This window comes from Undibacterium sp. Di24W (assembly GCF_049340325.1).
GTDB lineage: Bacteria > Pseudomonadota > Gammaproteobacteria > Burkholderiales > Burkholderiaceae_D > Undibacterium.
Window position 1 is genome coordinate 187,398 of record NZ_JBMPOP010000003.1, and the last position, 16,954, is coordinate 204,351.

13 protein-coding genes and 1 riboswitch are annotated in these 16,954 nt (G+C 48.1%); of the genes, 8 read left to right on the forward strand and 5 right to left on the reverse strand.

The genetic code is table 11. The features are described from left to right. Positions 1–34: 34 nt before the first annotated feature. Together waaA and ACO0KZ_RS07140 are read right to left on the reverse strand one after the other, a co-directional pair. Positions 35–1,309, reverse strand: a complete 1,275-nt coding sequence (gene waaA, locus ACO0KZ_RS07135; protein WP_422994194.1) for a lipid IV(A) 3-deoxy-D-manno-octulosonic acid transferase — start codon at positions 1,307–1,309, stop codon at positions 35–37. Positions 1,310–1,561: 252 nt separating this feature from the next. Next, a complete protein-coding gene (locus tag ACO0KZ_RS07140; RefSeq protein ID WP_422994196.1) occupies positions 1,562–4,435 on the reverse strand; it encodes a putative Ig domain-containing protein in 2,874 nt (957 codons plus the stop codon). A gap of 196 nt (positions 4,436–4,631) precedes the next feature. After that, positions 4,632–4,718, reverse strand: a riboswitch (cyclic di-GMP riboswitch). A gap of 404 nt (positions 4,719–5,122) precedes the next feature. Between ACO0KZ_RS07140 and ACO0KZ_RS07145 the strand changes: the two genes are divergently transcribed. From ACO0KZ_RS07145 to ACO0KZ_RS07180, 8 genes are all read left to right on the forward strand, one after another. Next, positions 5,123–6,754 (forward strand): AMP-binding protein, encoded by a 1,632-nt coding sequence (locus tag ACO0KZ_RS07145; protein ID WP_422994198.1) that lies wholly within the window; start codon positions 5,123–5,125, stop codon positions 6,752–6,754. Positions 6,755–6,756: 2 nt separating this feature from the next. Then, a complete protein-coding gene (locus ACO0KZ_RS07150; protein WP_422994200.1) occupies positions 6,757–9,150 on the forward strand; it encodes a bifunctional salicylyl-CoA 5-hydroxylase/oxidoreductase in 2,394 nt (797 codons plus the stop codon). Position 9,151: 1 nt separating this feature from the next. Continuing rightward, on the forward strand, positions 9,152–9,937 hold the full coding sequence (locus ACO0KZ_RS07155; RefSeq protein WP_422994202.1) for an SDR family NAD(P)-dependent oxidoreductase: 786 nt from the start codon (positions 9,152–9,154) through the stop codon (positions 9,935–9,937). After that, positions 9,937–10,449 (forward strand): MarR family winged helix-turn-helix transcriptional regulator, encoded by a 513-nt coding sequence (locus ACO0KZ_RS07160; RefSeq protein WP_422994204.1) that lies wholly within the window; start codon positions 9,937–9,939, stop codon positions 10,447–10,449. Before ACO0KZ_RS07155 ends, ACO0KZ_RS07160 begins: the two co-directional genes overlap by 1 nt. Positions 10,450–10,456: 7 nt before the next feature. Next, positions 10,457–11,311 (forward strand): enoyl-CoA hydratase family protein, encoded by an 855-nt coding sequence (locus ACO0KZ_RS07165; RefSeq protein ID WP_422994206.1) that lies wholly within the window; start codon positions 10,457–10,459, stop codon positions 11,309–11,311. A gap of 379 nt (positions 11,312–11,690) precedes the next feature. Then, the gene (locus ACO0KZ_RS07170) at positions 11,691–12,878 is read left to right on the forward strand and encodes an acyl-CoA dehydrogenase family protein (protein WP_422994208.1); all 1,188 of its coding nucleotides are present in this window, start codon (positions 11,691–11,693) and stop codon (positions 12,876–12,878) included. Further along, positions 12,875–13,294, forward strand: a complete 420-nt coding sequence (locus ACO0KZ_RS07175) for an acyl-CoA thioesterase (protein ID WP_422994210.1) — start codon at positions 12,875–12,877, stop codon at positions 13,292–13,294. The genes ACO0KZ_RS07170 and ACO0KZ_RS07175 overlap by 4 nt, the downstream gene beginning before the upstream one ends. A 40-nt stretch (positions 13,295–13,334) precedes the next feature. Beyond that, positions 13,335–13,733, forward strand: a complete 399-nt coding sequence (locus ACO0KZ_RS07180; protein ID WP_422994212.1) for a RidA family protein — start codon at positions 13,335–13,337, stop codon at positions 13,731–13,733. 80 nt (positions 13,734–13,813) lie between these two features. On the opposite strand, the gene ACO0KZ_RS07185 is transcribed toward ACO0KZ_RS07180, so the two are convergent. The 3 genes from ACO0KZ_RS07185 to ACO0KZ_RS07195 form a co-directional block, all read right to left on the reverse strand. Then, positions 13,814–15,292, reverse strand: a complete 1,479-nt coding sequence (locus tag ACO0KZ_RS07185) for a pyridoxal phosphate-dependent decarboxylase family protein (protein WP_422994214.1) — start codon at positions 15,290–15,292, stop codon at positions 13,814–13,816. 15 nt (positions 15,293–15,307) lie between these two features. Beyond that, the gene (locus ACO0KZ_RS07190; protein WP_422994216.1) at positions 15,308–16,249 is read right to left on the reverse strand and encodes a LysR substrate-binding domain-containing protein; all 942 of its coding nucleotides are present in this window, start codon (positions 16,247–16,249) and stop codon (positions 15,308–15,310) included. A gap of 304 nt (positions 16,250–16,553) precedes the next feature. Continuing rightward, positions 16,554–16,817, reverse strand: a complete 264-nt coding sequence (locus ACO0KZ_RS07195; protein ID WP_422994218.1) for a DUF2164 domain-containing protein — start codon at positions 16,815–16,817, stop codon at positions 16,554–16,556. Positions 16,818–16,954: the final 137 nt, after the last annotated feature.

The window sequence follows — 16,954 nt, forward strand, 5'->3', positions numbered from 1 at the left end:
AAAAAGTACTGAATTTTACTGAACTTGTTAGAGTTTATTGAATGAACGGTTTAATCGCCTGCATAGTTCTATCGGTCGCGCCTTGATGCTGCAAGAAAAATGCATGCGCTTGTGCTCCCATTTGCTGGCGTGTCGCCACGTCATCGAGCAAAGTTTGAGCACGCTGCATCAGGTCTTCGGCATTACTGGCGCGTTGCGCACAGTTGGCGGCAATCGCTTGTTCGGTGATTTCTGAAAAATTAAAAGTATGGGGGCCAGTCAAGACTGGGCGACTCATGGCGAAGGCTTCGATCAGATTGTGACCACCTAACGGTACTAAACTACCGCCAACAAAAGCCAGATCGCTGGCCGCATAGTACATATACATCTCGCCCATGCTATCGCCCAAAAATACTTGAGTATCACTCGGAATTGGCAAAGCATCCTGATCCAAATCTAATGAGGAACGACGTACAAAACGTAGCTGATGTTGGGTGAGTAAAGCTGCTACCTGGTCGAAGCGCTGCGGGTGGCGTGGTGTGATAATAAGCAGAGCACGAGGTAAATTTAGTTTATTGAAGGCTTCGACGATTAGGACTTCTTCGCCCTCACGGGTGCTGGCACAAATGAAAACAGGGCGATCGGCAAAATAAGTGCGCAATTTAGCGCCACGCTCAGCCATCAAAGGGGGGGGGGTTACATCAAATTTCATATTGCCAGTCACACATAAATCTCGCACTCCAAGCGCACGCAAACGCTCCGCATCGGGGCCTGATTGTGCAGCAACGTAACTGATAGCCTGCGCTGCTGGCAACATAAGTTTGGAGAGACGTTGCGCCTTCTTTAGTGAACGCTCAGATAAGCGAGCATTCACTAAAGTCACTGGAATTGCCGCCGCTTTGCATTGTGCAATCAGATTTGGCCAGACTTCTGTTTCGATCAAAACACAAATTGTGGGTGAAAAGTGGCGCAAAAATCGACGTACCATCCAATTAATATCGTAAGGTAGAAATGCTTGCGTCAAACGGTCCGCCACATTGCTAAACAAAGCCTGGCCCGTACTGCGACCTATCGGTGTCATGTGGGTCAGCACGATATGACGTTCAGGATAGGCTGCTAACAGTGCTCTGATGATAGGTTCAGCGGCGCGGGTTTCTCCGGCGGAGACGGCATGTACCCAGATGGTTTTTTGTTTTTTATTGTTTGAGTACCACCCAAGGCGTTCGCTTATATGTTGGCGATAGCCCGGTTCCTGTTGACCGCGTAGCCAAAGACGCAAGATGACAAAGGGAAGAGCAAGTGACCATGCTAGAGAATAGATAAGGCGCATTAATTATTTTATACAGAAGCAATTGGCTACTGCTTAATTGATGAAATAGGTGCTGAATATACCTTAAATTTTGTGACGGTTGATTGATTTGGCTAGCTTTTGCCAAGTTTTCATTGCTGCGAAATGCTACTGCCACTTAAAAAAAGGAGTTGGCGCCTTTGAAATGCTTGCAGTTACAGAATCTCAGCACCCTATCTCAAAAAAAAGCGCCTGTCATTACTGATAGGCGCTTTGTCTTAGCTCAAAGCCTACTCACTTCGCGGTAATGGTAATCGGTACCGTTGCAGTTGCGGTTAAGCCTGCTGCATCGGTTACCACTATTTTTATACTGTAAGTGCCTGTCACTGGGGATGCCCAGTTTGTCGTTATGGTCATGCCGCTCATCATCATTGACATGCCAAGTGGTACACCAGACATCGATACGGAAATGAAGCTGGTTCCGGGGTCGGTGATGACGATGCTTCCGCTGAGTGGCTTACCAGCTACGCCAAGCATCGCGGGCGCATTGATGACCGGACCGACGGTTGCAATCACAACAGTGTAAGTTCCTTGCCCACTCAGACCTGTTTTACTATCTTTGGCGGTGACAAACACGTTGTAAGTACCCATAACAGGTGTTGCCCAAGTAACGATGCCGCTGGCGGCTATGCTCATCCCGGTGGGCGCACCTGTCATGCTATAACTAACAGTATTTGATGCGCTCACTTGCGGCGTGAAGTTGAGTGACACACCCACTTTGCCATTGATCGTCGCACTGGTAACTGAAGGTGCAGGTGGATTGATAATATTGATGGTGTAAATGCCTTGACCTGTTAATCCTGTTTTAGTGTCTTTCACCAACACGGTAACGCTGTATTTGCCTAGTATGGGAGCAGACCAGCTAATGACGCCACCGGTGTTGATAGACATACCAGAAGGAGCGCCGGTTAAAGTGTAGCTAAGTGGATTAGATGCACTCGTTGTCACGGTGAAGGAAAGGGCTTTCCCGATCTCACTATTAATCGTTGTAGCCGCGACTGTCGGAGCCGGCGGATTGACAATCGTCACTGTATAGACTGCTTGTGCTGCCAGACTGGTTTTACTGTCTTTAGCCGTGATCGTGATGCTGTATTTTCCTAACACTGGTGTGGCCCAGTTAGCCTGGCCTGACGAACTGATCGTCATGCCACTTGGTGCGCCACTCATCGTATAGGTGAGGGGATTCGCAGCACTGGCCGATGCTGTAAAGTTGAGCGCTTTTCCAACCTCGCCATTAATGCTAGCTGTACTGATCACAGGTGGTGGCGGTGCAGTGATTTTGATGCTGATCAGCGCCTGAGCGCTCAAATTGGTCGTGGTGTCTTTTGCTGTGACTGTAACGGAATAGCTGCCAACCACAGGTACATTCCAGCTCAAAATCCCAGCTGCACTGATACTCATACCAGCGGGCGCGCCAGTTAGTGTGTAACTCAAAGGATTGTTCGAGCTGGCACTCACGGTATAAGTTAATGGTGTACCTGTTTCTCCGCTAATAGTTGCGGCATTGATGCTAGGAGGTACTGGAGCGACACTAGTATTGCTCAGTAAATTTAGGAGGCTTGTTACATTTGGTGTACCAAGACCTGTGAGGTGGTCATAGCCGGCTTTCGCTGTGCACGTAGCGCAACTACCATCGCTGCCTTTTGTTATGTCTAAGAAGGCACTACTGTAATTTCCAGAGACTGCTGCGATTTGGCTGTATAACAAAGCATGCGGCGAACCTAGCAATGGTTTTGCGGCCAACAAACGGTTTGCGTTGGCGATAGCCATCAAGCCCGCCCACTGCGGCGTTGATAAGCTGGTGCCACCAGCACTAATCCAACTCACAGCGCTGCTTCCTGCCGGAATAGATGCGACAAATTGACCGGTCGACGGATCAGCGTTAAACGCAACGTCGGCGACAGTGCGCCGCGCTGCCGTGCCCATGCCTGGCACACTACTGGTTTGATATTTAGGTGTCGCAACGTAGGCACTGACGCCTCCCCCAGTTTGGCTCCATGCGATCTCGCTACGGGTGCCGCTACCATTATAAGTTAAGGACGTGCCCCCAACAGCTAGCACATTGAAAGAAACAGAAGGCCATTCAACCGCAGCACCAGCATCACCTGTCGCTGCTAAGTAAGTCATCCCTGTTCCTGCAAACACATTATCGTAAGTACTGCTCCAACTTCCTTCGTTTACGCCAAAGCTCATGGAGACGATTCCTGGTCCCATACTGTTCGCCAACTTCACCGCATTGGTCAGGCTGGTGACGCTGGCATCGGGCGCTTCAATCACAACGATACGCGCCAGTGGTGCAATTGCGTGCGCCCATTGCACGTCAAGCGCAATTTCGGTAGCCCAGCCAGCGTCATATGCGGGTGCGGCAGTTGTCATAACACCCGCCGTATTTGAGTAGACGATCGATAAATCACACGCGCTTGCACTTGGAGCAGGCAACGGCAAGCTGGTGTTGACGGCAATAGACTTCGTGGTGCAGGTTGGTAGCCCAAATTTTTGATTAAAAGCGCTTAATTCTGTTGCGATGTTGGGATTATGCATCGCGTCGACGATATAAATAGTTTGTTTAGCACCTAAGCTAGCAGCCTGCGCTGTACTGTAAGTGCCTGACGGTATGGTGGGTAGACCATAAGCAGCGCGCACCTGGGCTGGCGTGTAAGTCGCTACAGCGGCGCTAATAGCTGGCGGCGGAGTTAAACCGGCGGCTGCAGTTGCCGCATAGCTTTCACGTTGAATCTGAATACGTTTTTGAATATCCCCAATAGTGACCGCACGTTCTGCTAAGGGAAGGGTAGCCGCATTGATGTTTTGTTGATGTGCGGCGCGATGTGCCGAAGCTTGAGTATTGCCGACATCTGCATCATTCGGACTATCAAGCACCACAGGCGCCAAATGAAAAGATGGCTTAACGTAGAGCGTCGCGAGATTCTCTGGAGGGAGCTCGCTATGAAATTCTATATTTGCTGTCGCAATCTCCGCTGGCGGTGGAATTTGAGCGGTTTTGCTCGTTAAATCGGTATTGCCGCCACTGCAGCCAGATAAGCTTGTGAGGCCAACTACCAAGACACAAAATATCAAGCCTAAGCTGCTGCTTAGACTAACGGTCATTGCGCTGGAGATTGTAAGGGGAGCTCTGTAATCGAATTGTTCGCGATATTTTCGAGATATAGCGTGCTTACGATCGGAGCTATAGGTGCTTAGGTTGTAATTTGACTTCATTTTGCGTCTCTCAGGTTAAGAGAGAGCTACGCTTGAACAATGGAAATGCATGCAAACAATGAACCACAACGGTTGCATTACTTCCACTGGCAACCCCGCTGCCATTGCGTCTATGCGCTTTAGGCCGGTGGCTTTGCGTCCTCGTCTTTCAACGAGTTTGCCCTCTGTACAGAAAAATAAGTTGAAACTTATTGCTGACAAGTTTACTGAAAGCAATTATTTGTTCAAGCCGATTTCGCTTTTACATTGCTCAGCAATTGCAAACGAATGTGTATTCCGCTGTCTAAAACACCATTTCCCTATCTAAATTGTCATTAAGTTGATGTTTAAGTATCGCCTACCCACAGCGTTTTCGCGCTTTATTTTGATTCATCTTTCTGCGACGAATCCTTATTTCTTTTTGTTGAAGAGATGGTGGGGTTTTCTTGATTCTTAATCGTGTTCGCCAAAAAATAAATTCAATTACTTTACCTTTAAATAGTTTAGGTTTAAAGTATTCCCTCGTCGCGGTGTAAAAGCCTAAGAGCACTCAAAAAAAACGAAAACAGCACCCAATCATCGTATGGAGACTGACTGATGTCTAAGCACTTTCTACAATCTGCACATGTTGATACTTTCGCTTTCGAACATTTGCCGCCGCCAGAGCAGTGGCCAGAGTTGTTGTTTGACTTGCCTGAATTGCAGTATCCGGAACGTCTCAATTGCGCAAATGCTTTTTTAGAAGAGATTGCTGCGCAAGGCTTTGCTGACAAAGTGGCGATACGTAGCGCCAGCGCTACATGGACTTACGCTGAGTTATGCACGAAAGTGAATCAGATAGCGCAGGTCCTGGTTGACGACATGTGTCTCGTACCAGGTAATCGTGTGCTATTGCGTGGTGCAAATAATCCCATGATGGCCGCATGCATTTTGGCCGTGTGGAAAATCGGCGGTGTGGCGGTGCCGACCATGCCTTTGCTGCGCGCCAAAGAGTTAAGCGTCATTATTGAGAAAGCACAAATCTCTGCAGCATTGTGTTCAGCTGCTCTGCAAGAAGAGTTGGAAGCCGCGCAGAAATTGAGTCCGGTGCTACAACAGTTTAAGATTTTTAATAGTGATTCTGCAGGTTCGGTCGAACAATTGATGGCGTCCAAATCGAGTACCTTCATCGCAGTCGATACCCATGCCGAAGATGTTTGTTTGATCAGCTTCACTTCAGGTACCACCGGTAAGCCGAAAGGCACCATGCACTTTCACCGTGATGTGCTAGCGATTTGCGATTGCTTCCCACGTTCGATTTTGCAATCGCAAGTGAGTGACACCTTTATCGGTACGCCGCCTTTGGCATTTACTTTTGGCTTAGGTGGACTCTTGCTTTTTCCTTTACGCATTGGTGCAACTGCCGTGCTGCTGGAAAAGCTCACGCCAGAAAGCTTACTTAAAGCGATCGACGAGTATCAAGCGACTGTCTGTTTCACAGCGCCGACTTTCTACCGTCAGATGCTGCCCATGGTGCCGAATTTTTCACTGAAATCTTTACAAAAGACAGTGTCTGCAGGCGAGACTTTGCCCGCAGCGACGCGCGAGGCTTGGCAAGTAGCAACCGGTTTAATCATGATCGATGGCATTGGCGCGACCGAGATGTTGCATATCTTTATTTCGGCTGCGGGTGAGCAAGCGCGTTCAGGAGCGACAGGTAAAGCGGTTCCCGGTTATCACGCTTGTGTCCTCGACGAAAACGGTAATCCAGCGCCTGTTGGAATAACCGGCAGGTTGGCCGTTAAAGGGCCGACAGGCTGCCGCTATCTGGCTGACGACCGACAAAGAAATTATGTCTTGAATGGTTGGAACCTGACCGGTGACGCTTATGAAATGGATGCTGAAGGCTATTTTCATTATCGTGCTCGTACTGATGACATGATCATTACCGCTGGCTATAACGTAGCGGGTCCAGAAGTCGAAGAGATCGTCCTCAAGCATCCCGAAGTCGCTGAATGCGCGGTGGTCGGCTTACCCGACGAAGAACGCGGTCAAATCGTCAAAGCTTTTGTGGTCTTGCGCGATGCGAGCAAAGCAAGCGATGCCTTGGTCAGCGATATTCAACAATTCGTCAAAGCGAATGTCGCACCCTATAAATATCCCCGCTGTATAGAATTCAAAGACGCTTTGCCTCGTACAGAAACTGGCAAAGTCCAACGATTTAAATTGAAGACGAATGTGAATACGTAAAAATGAACATACTTTGCATAGGCGGTGGCCCCGCTGGTTTGTATTTTGCGTTGCTGATGAAAAAGCAAAATCCAACGCATCGTATCGTGGTGGTCGAACGGAATCGTCCTTACGATACTTTCGGTTGGGGCGTGGTATTTTCCGATCAAACCTTGGGTAATTTGGTGAAGGCGGACGAACAGACTGCCAGAACCATATTGCAAGCCTTTAATCATTGGGATGATATCGATGTTCATTTCAAAGGCCAGGTCGTTACCTCGGGCGGACATGGTTTTTGCGGTATCGGCCGCAAACGCTTACTGAATATCTTGCAAGAACGCTGCGAGCAGCTCGGCGTGGAGTTGGTATTTGAAACCGATGTTCAAGATGATCAAGTTTTAGCGCAAACTTATGGTGCTGATTTGGTGATCGCCAGTGATGGTCTAAATAGCCGGATTCGTACGCGTTATGAAACGACTTACCAACCCGATATCGATACCCGCAAATGTCGCTTTGTCTGGCTCGGCACCAAGAAACTTTTCTCCGCATTTACTTTCGCGTTTGAAGAAACCGAGCATGGCTGGTTTCAGGCGCACGCTTATCAATACGATGGTGATACCGCAACCTTCATCGTCGAGACCCCAGAAGAGGTGTGGTTGAGGGCTGGCCTTGATCAAATGGATCAGGCGCAGGCGATCGCATTTTGCGAAAAATTATTCGCCAAGTATTTGGATGGCAATGCCTTGATGAGCAATGCCAGTCATCTACGTGGCTCGGCGAGCTGGATCAAATTTCCGCGCATTATTTGTAAGCAGTGGGTGCATCAGAATCACATCAACGGAAAAAACATACCCGTCGTCCTAATGGGTGACGCTGCCCATACCGCGCATTTTTCTATAGGCTCAGGTACCAAACTAGCACTTGAAGACGCGATCGAACTCGCCAATTGCTTCGCGCAACATGGTGCGTCTGGTATGCAAGCGGTGATGGATGCCTACCAAGACTTGCGTGCGATTGAAGTATTGAAGATACAAAGCGCAGCACGTAATTCCATGGAATGGTTTGAGAACGTGAATCGCTACACCGCGATGCAAGCGCCACAGTTTGCTTATTCAATGTTGACGCGCAGCCAGCGTTTGTCACATGAAAACCTGCGTTTGCGTGATGCTGCATATGTGCGTAGTTTTGAAGTCTGGATTGCTGAGCAAGCCTTCACTAAAGCTGGTATCGCCATGCCCAAAACTAAACAGACTATTCCACCCATGTTCACGCCGTTCAAAGTGCGCGACGTAGTCCTAAAAAATCGCATCGTGGTGTCGCCTATGGCGCAGTATTCCGCCGTCGACGGTGTGGCTGGTGATTTTCATTTAGTGCATCTCGGTAGCCGTGCAATGGGTGGTGCAGGTTTGGTATTTGCTGAAATGACTTGTGTCTCGGCTGAGGGCAGAATTACACCTGCTTGTCCCGGACTATATGCACCAGAACATACGCAAGCATGGAAACGTATCGTTGACTTCGTACACGCCAACAGCGATGCTAAGATTGCTGTGCAGCTCGGTCATGCGGGGGCCAAAGGTTCCACCAAACGCGCTTGGGATGGTATTGATCAGCCTTTGGATTCCGATAATTGGCCTTTGATCTCGGCTTCAGAGCAACAATATTTACACGGCGTTTCACAAGTTGCTAAAGCAGCGACCAAAGAGCAAATGACGCATGTCTTGAATGAATTCGTCGCATCGACTATTGCGGCTGATCAGGCAGGCTTTGATTGGATGGAATTACATTGCGCGCACGGTTATTTCTTATCTAGCTTTATTTCTCCATTAACGAATCAGCGTAGCGACGAGTACGGTGGCAGCTTGGAAAACCGCTGTCGTTATCCTTTAGAAGTATTTGTCGCGATGCGTGCGGTTTGGCCAGCGCATAAGCCGATGTCAGTGCGGATCTCGGCGCATGATTGGGTAGCAGGCGGTATTACGCCTGACGATGCCGTGGCGATTGCTAAACTGTTTAAACAGGCCGGTGCAGATATGATCGATTGCTCATCGGGTCAGGTCAGCAAGCAAGAAAAACCGGTGTATGGACGTATGTTCCAAACACCCTTCTCAGATCGTATCCGCAATGAAGTACAGATTCCGACAATTGCAGTCGGTGCGATTTTTGAAGCCGATCATGTGAACAGCATCATTGCCGCTGGCCGCGCTGATTTATGCGCTATCGCAAGACCGCATTTGGCTGACCCCGCCTGGACTTTGCATGAAGCTGCCAAGTTAGGATTTACCGACATCAGCTGGCCACAACAATACATCGCAGGTAAGTTGCAATTAGAACGCAATTTGGATCGTGAACGTCAAGTCGCTGCAGCGAGTCGCGGCATGAGCCCGCAAGAAATCGCCGCAAAATTATTGGAAGGCTGATATGAATTTTTTTCATCCCGCATTAGTCGGCAAGCATGCTTTGGTTACAGGGGGCGCGACAGGCATAGGTCTTGCCATCGCGCAGGCATTGCTAGCGCAAGGTGTCAAAGTGACCATCACCGGACGCACTGAAGCGAACTTGCAGAAAGCAACGCAGCGGTTGAATGATGCTGGATTGATACAAGCGCTTGTCATGGATGTTAGCGATAGTGCTTCAGTCAGCGCTGGTTTTACGCAAGCTGTTGAGCAATTTGGTACGGTCGATATCTTGATTAATAACGCAGGACAGGCAAGCTCCACACCATTTTTAAAAACAACGGAAACGCAATGGCAGCAAATGCTGTCCGTCAATCTGACCGGCACCTTCCTTTGCACACAACAAGCTTTACCTGCGATGCTAGCGCAATCCTGGGGACGCATCGTGAATGTGGCGAGTACCGCAGGACTCAAAGGCTATGCTTATGTCGCGGCTTATTCAGCGGCGAAACATGGTGTGATTGGTTTAACCAAGTCAATCGCTTTAGAAGTTGCACAAAAAGGTGTCACCGTGAACGCCGTTTGTCCCGGCTACACTGAGACTGATATCGTGCGTGAGGCGATCGCCAATATCATGACAAAGACGGGGCGCAGCGAAGAGCAAGCGCGTGCAGAACTCGCGGCAGGCAATCCACAAAAACGACTGATTCATCCCGAAGAAGTCGCCGATGCTGTGTTGTGGCTCTGTTCGCCCGCGAGTTCGTCGCAAAATGGCCAATCAATTGCGGTTGCTGGTGGTGAGGTGATGTGATGAGTGAGCGAGACGCTACTGCTGATCCTATTGATCTGGAAACCCGTTTGACCAAAGACCATCACCTATCTTTAAAATTATGGCTGCGCATGCTGTCGACCACGGTCATGATAGAAAATGAAATTCGCAATCGCTTGCGTGCAGAATTTGATACTACCCTGCCGCGCTTTGATCTAATGGCGCAACTAGAACGTCATCCCGATGGTTTGCGTATGGGCGAATTGTCCAAGCGTATGATGGTCACAGGTGGCAATATCACCGGCATTACCGACCAGTTAGAGCAAGAAGACTTGGTCATGCGTGTGAGCGATAAACAAGATAGACGTGCATACAGCGTGAAACTCACGCCAGCAGGACGGAGGGCATTTAAGACCATGGCGAGCGTGCATGAAGCCTGGGTGGCGGAGTTGTTTGCTGGTTTGGATGCAGAACAAAAAAGTCAAATGATTAGTTTGTTGTCGAGCGTCAAGTCGGACTTGAGCGCAGGTGACAAGCAAACCGGAAAAGAATGAGAACAATATGAACTATCTTAATGGAAACGCCAGCGACTTACCTGGTAATCATCAAATGCTAGCGAATTATCTGGCCACGCACTTTGCCTATCAGGTCAAGGATAAAGTCGCGACCATTACGCTAAATCGCCCCGAACGTAAGAATCCATTGACCTTTGATTCCTATGCCGAATTGCGTGATCTGTTTCGCACTATGTGCTACACCGACGATATCAAAGCGATCGTGATCACAGGCGCAGGCGAGAATTTTTGCTCGGGTGGCGACGTGCACGAAATCATAGGACCATTAACGCAACTCGATATGCCAGGCTTACTTCGTTTTACGCAAATGACGGGTGATTTGGTGAAAGCCATGCGCGCCTGCCCACAACCGATCATCGCTGCTGTTGATGGCATCTGTGCTGGCGCAGGTGCGATTATCGCGATGGCGTCGGATATTCGGATAGGAACGAGCCGCAGCAAAACGGCGTTCCTGTTTACCCGCGTTGGACTAGCGGGCTGCGACATGGGCGCTTGCGCCATTTTGCCGCGCATCATAGGCCAAGGTCGCGCTTCCGATTTGCTATACAGCGGACGCAGTATGTCAGGCGAAGAGGGCGGGCGTTGGGGATTTTTTAATCAATTGACTGAGCCAGATCAAGTGATCAGTGCAGCACAAAACTACGCAAGCAATCTCGCGAATGGTCCAACTTTCGCCCACGCGATGACCAAGAAAATGCTGCACGAAGAATGGGATATGAGCGTCGATCAAGCGATTGATGCTGAAGCTAAAGCGCAGGCAATTTGTATGATGACCAATGATTTTCATCGGGCTTATCATGCGTTTGTGAACAAAGAGAAGCCGAAGTTTGAGGGCAATTAAGGATAAATCCAATTGCTGGGCGCATTGCGGCGTTACAAATCCTCGCAACACAGACGTATTGCTGTGGTTTGCGCCTGTGCTGCATCCCTGGAATTGAATTTCTCTGCGTAGCTTGGTAATGAGTTCTAATTACCCTCTCCCGCAAGCGGGAGAGGGTAGGGTGAGGGTAGTTCAGATTACAGAAATGCTTATTCAAATTCATTCTCAATATTTGAAATGTACAAACGAAATTGAATTTAAATTACCCGACGCCCCTCATCCCCGACCCTTCTCCCGCTTGCGGGAGAAGGGAGATTAGCGTCTTGAAATAGAATCAATTAGAAATTGATGAGGAATTGATTAGTAAGCATTTCTTTATCGCACAAATAACAGGAAACACATGTCAAACACCTCTCACCTAAACTGGCCCTTCTTCAACGAGGAACATCGCCAATTACAAACTCAATTGGATCATTGGGCTAGCGAGAATATTCATCAAACGCACGGCAATGATGTCGATCAAGAATGTCGCGACCTGGTCAAACAATTGGGTGAAGCAGGTTGGTTGAAACATGCGATTGGCGGCAAAGCCTACGGAGCGAGTCAAGACGTGATCGACACGCGCGCAATCTGCATCTTGCGTGAAACTTTAGCGCGTTATTCAGGTTTAGCCGATTTTGCTTTTGCTATGCAAGGTCTGGGCACTGGGGCGATTAGTTTATTCGGTAGCGAACAACAAAAGACCACTTATTTAGAAAAAGTCGGGCAAGGTAAATTGATTTCGGCATTTGCATTATCGGAACCCAACGCCGGTTCCGATGTCGCTGCCATGCAATGTGCTGCCACTTTAGTAAAAGATGCTCAGGGCGATTATTACGAACTCGAAGGTGAAAAAACTTGGATCTCGAATGGCGGTATCGCTGATTTTTACGTGGTGTTTGCCCGCACTGGTGAAGCAGCAGGCGCACGTGGTATCTCAGCATTCATTGTTGACGCTGACATTGATGGATTTGAAATCGCTGATCGCATAGACGTGATAGCACCCCATCCTTTAGCGCGTTTGAAATTCAATCAATGTCGTATCCCTGTTAGTCAGCGTATCGGTGAAGCAGGGCAAGGCTTCAAAGTGGCGATGGCGACGCTCGATGTATTCCGTACCTCGGTGGCGGCAGCAGCTTTGGGTTTTGCTCGTCGCGCTTTAGATGAGGCAATGGCACGTGCCACTAGTCGAAAAATGTTTGGGCAAACTCTCGCTGATTTTCAACTAACTCAAGCCAAGTTGGCACAAATGGCCACCACGATTGATAGCGCGGCTTTACTTGTGTACCGCGCGGCGTGGCAACGCGATCAAGGACAGCGCGTCACCAAAGAAGCGGCGATGGCGAAAATGGTCGCGACCGAAGGTGCGCAACAAGTGATCGATGCGGCCGTGCAGATGTTTGGCGGCATGGGGGTGATGAGTGAAGTGCCGGTAGAAAGACTCTATCGCGAAGTCCGCGCCCTGCGGATTTACGAAGGTGCAACTGAAGTACAGCAACTGATCATCGCGCGTGAAATGTTAAAGGACTATAAGGATGCCAATCCATGAGCTTAGTCTTTAGCACACCGATCAACATTCGTTTTGCACATTGTGATCCTGCGGGTATCGTGTTTTATCCACGTTATTTTGAATTGATCAATGGTGTGGTGGAAGACTGGTGTGCGCAAGCTTTGGGTATGAGTTTTCATGAAATGCACATGGTTCAAGGTATTGGTTTGCCTACCGTGCATATAGAAACCGATTTCGTGAAAACCAGTGTGATGGGCGATGAATTGATCGCTGAACTACGTGTGACAAAATTAGGCAGAGCTTCTGCTACGGTAGAAATCCTGATGTTAGGACAGGAGCAAGATTTGCGACTAAAGGCCCAACTCGTTTTAGTGATGGCACAGGTCAAAGCGCGCAAAGCTATCGCATTACCTGTCGCATTGCGTGAACAAATGCAGAAGTATCTGACGGCATAATCCCGACAGCTCTGCGCGAATCATATTGAAAGGAAATACTATGGATTTTTTACAACCACCAGGCTGGGTTAGACCACGCGGCTATTCAAATGGCGTCGCCGCCACAGGACGCACGATTTGTGTCGGCGGCATGATAGGGTGGGATGGGCAAGAGCAGTTTCATTGCGATGACATCGCCGGACAAACGCGACAGGCATTGCAAAATATTGTAGAGGTCTTAGCCGAAGGTGGCGCGAAACCTGAACACATCGTGCGCATGACTTGGTATGTGATCGACAAGAAAGAATATGTGGCAGCGTATAAAGAAATCGGTGTCGCGTATCGCGATGTCATTGGCAAACATTTCCCGGCGATGGCGGCGGTTCAGGTGGCGGGCTTGATCGAAGACCGAGCCCGTGTGGAAATTGAAGTGACGGCTATCGTGCCCGATGAAATTTAAGACTAGCGATTAGCCACAACTTTTAGGATGGAAATCAAAGAGTTTCGAATCAATGACAATTGTGGCTGATCGAACGGAAACTAGACTAAAGTAGACGCCACGTCGCGTATCACCTCTAACAAATAATCAATTGAAGCCTCAGTTTTGCGATGATTGATGATGCAGGCACGCAGGACAAATTCGCCGTTCAGACGTGTGCCTGTGATGAATACGCGTCCGTCTGCTTCCAGTGCCGGAATCAGTCTCTGATTGACATCGATAATCTTCTCAGTACTTAAGTCTTGACCGACATAGCGGAAGCAAGCGATCGCTAAGTCGCTCTTCGATTTCAATTCAAAATCAGATGCTGCTTTGACTTGTTTCTCCAGGTAACGTGTTAAGTCCAAATCTTTTTGCATCATCGCTTGAATTTTTGCAAATCCATAAGCTTTCAAGGACATCCATACTTTGAAAGCTTTGGCGTTGCGTGATAGTTGGAAGTAATGTTCGTTAAATTCTAAACGGTCGCTTTTTGCTTCTAATGAGGTGTCTAGGTAATCCGCCTGTTTGAAATAGGATTCACGCAGAACATCCCAGTTGCGGACTAGAGTGCAGCCGATTTCAAACGGTTGGTACAACCATTTATGAAAATCGAGTGCCACTGAATCTGCTAATTCCATTCCCGCATATTTGTCTTTCAACTCAGGGAGAGACGACACTAAGCCACCGTAAGCACCATCGACATGCAGCCACATACTATGTTGCTTTGCGATTCTTGATAAGGCAGTTAAATCATCAATGGCGCCTGTATTGACAGTGCCGGCATTTCCCACGATACAGAATGGGGTAAAGCCTGCCGCGATGTCAGCGTTTATCTGTTGTTCTAATGCGGCGAGATCGATTTTAAACTCACTATCAGTCGCGATCTTGCGCAAATTATTCGTACCAATACCAAGTAAAGAAACACTTTTGTCTGTGCTGCTATGAGTCTCTTTGCTGCAATAAACAGTAAACGGCTTCATGCCAAACAAGCCATTTTTGTTTACATTGTATTTGCGGAAAAATATATTGCGAGCGACGGTCAATCCGGTCAAAGTAGCCGCTGAGCCGCCACTGACCATGACGCCGCCCGCTTCGGGTGTATAGCCGACCATGTCCGACGTCCATGCGACGACGCGTTTTTCTATTTCGGTCATGGCATGTCCTAGATGCCATTTGGTCGCATTTTGATTAATAGTTGACGCCAAAAAATCGGCGATGGTAGAAATCTGATTGCCACCTGCCATTACATAGGCATACATATTCGGGCCAAGATTGCCGGTGGCGGTGTCGAGCACGCGTTCTTTGACTACCTGCAGTAAATCGAGTGCATCGCTACCAGCTAATGGCAAAGGCTCATCAAACCAGGACGCTACTTCTTTCTGTTCAAACGCATGAAAGCCTTTTTGCTCGGCGAGTCGGGCATATTGATCTATTACCAGATCCGTAGTTTTTTGCAGAATAGATTGCAGTTCTTGCGCACTGTAATCGAGTGTGTTGACTAGTGTGTCGTCGGGCGTCTTGTCTATTGTCTTGTTCATTGCATTTTCCTGGAGCTAATTTTTGAGGGAATTTTTGGTCGATTTTTTTGTGGATTTTCTGTCGTACTTTCTTAGGCGATTTTCCCAAATTTTTGTCGCCTCAATAACCCACTCGGCGAATGCTCGAATTGCCGGATTTTCCGCGCAATCATAGCGATACATCAGATAGAAATTAAGTGGGGAAATACAAACATGATTGGATGCTAGAACTAGCTCACCTCTTTCTAAACTTTCCCATGCAACGGAGAGTCTCGATATGCCTATACCCAAACCACGTTTAGCCGCATCTAATAATATAGCTGCGTCATTAAATTCCAAACCATCGACCTCCAATTGCGTGGCTAAGTCTTGCGAACTCGTCCATGCTGACCAATCCATGTTGGTGTGTCGTAATAGTTGTGAGGCTGGCCATTTAGCCGGATTTTTGCCAAGTTTTTTAACCAATTCCGCTGTGCCAACCACGACAAATCGATCGGTGAATAATAAATGTGATTGAAGCGTAGGATCGGGGCGACTGGTAAAGCGAATAGCGACCGTGGCCAATTGCGGTGGCAAACTCGTCAGCGCGTAATCAGCTTGTATGCTGGTACGAATGTCGGGATGCGCTAGCCTGAACTCTTCCAGTTGCGGCAATAAGAGCGTCAGTGCAGCGGATGCCAGTGTATTGATTTGCAGTGTTTTTTGCTCTACTTCCGCATTCGAATACACCGCTGCATGCAATGCATTGAGCGGTGCATTGAGACGACCGAGCAAGTCTTGGCCTTCTTTGGTCAATTCGACTCTTGGCCCATGTCGAGAAAATAAACACAAACCGGACCAATCTTCCAATTGCTTGATCTGTCGACTGACAACGCTCTGCGTCAATTTTAACTCTTGCGCCGCCAGATTAAATTTGCCATGGCGTGCGGCCGCTTCAAATACTTGTAACGCGAATAGCGGTGGCAGGCGTTTGCGCATGGATGAATTTCCTTACTTATTCATAGTCTGATGTTGTTTTGAATTTTTTCTGCTTCTTAGTTGCATAGCGACTTCGTTATCTCCTTGGGCTAAGGTGCGTCAAACGATGCGCCCATTAAAATGAGATGAAACGCTTGTAAACGTCAGGGCAAGTCTGCTATGTACATAACTATAGTTGATTCAGAAATCAGCTAATGATCATAAGCGATTTTCCAAAACATTGAGCCAAAGACTGATTGTTATTTATGCATACTCAATTTGCGATAAGCGCATTGATGAAAACACTATTAATCAGATGCTGTTTTTAACGCCGTTTTTTGATATTGCTCCAGTAGCTAAATTCTTCAGCATGAACATCAATATCCAACTCCTGCACCCGTGTTTGCAAATGGTCTTGGGCATCACGAACTGCCTGGTTGTAAATACTTGGACCGATTTCTTCCAAGATAAAGTCAAGTAGATTGTTGCCAGGAAGATTACCTAAAGTTTCTTCCATATTGATATCGAAGTAGCGCTGTAAAGATTCGACCGCTTGTTTGCGGATTTCGGTTTTAAGTTGAATGCTCATGGTCACTTGAGAATGTAAGTATGAGGTGAAGTGTAACCGATAGTTTTTGAATGCTGGTTGATGTTTATCCAATTAGTCAGCGTTTTTGAACTGAATTTCTGTCTTCGAAATAATTTATTTGAGTCATGATTTAATTT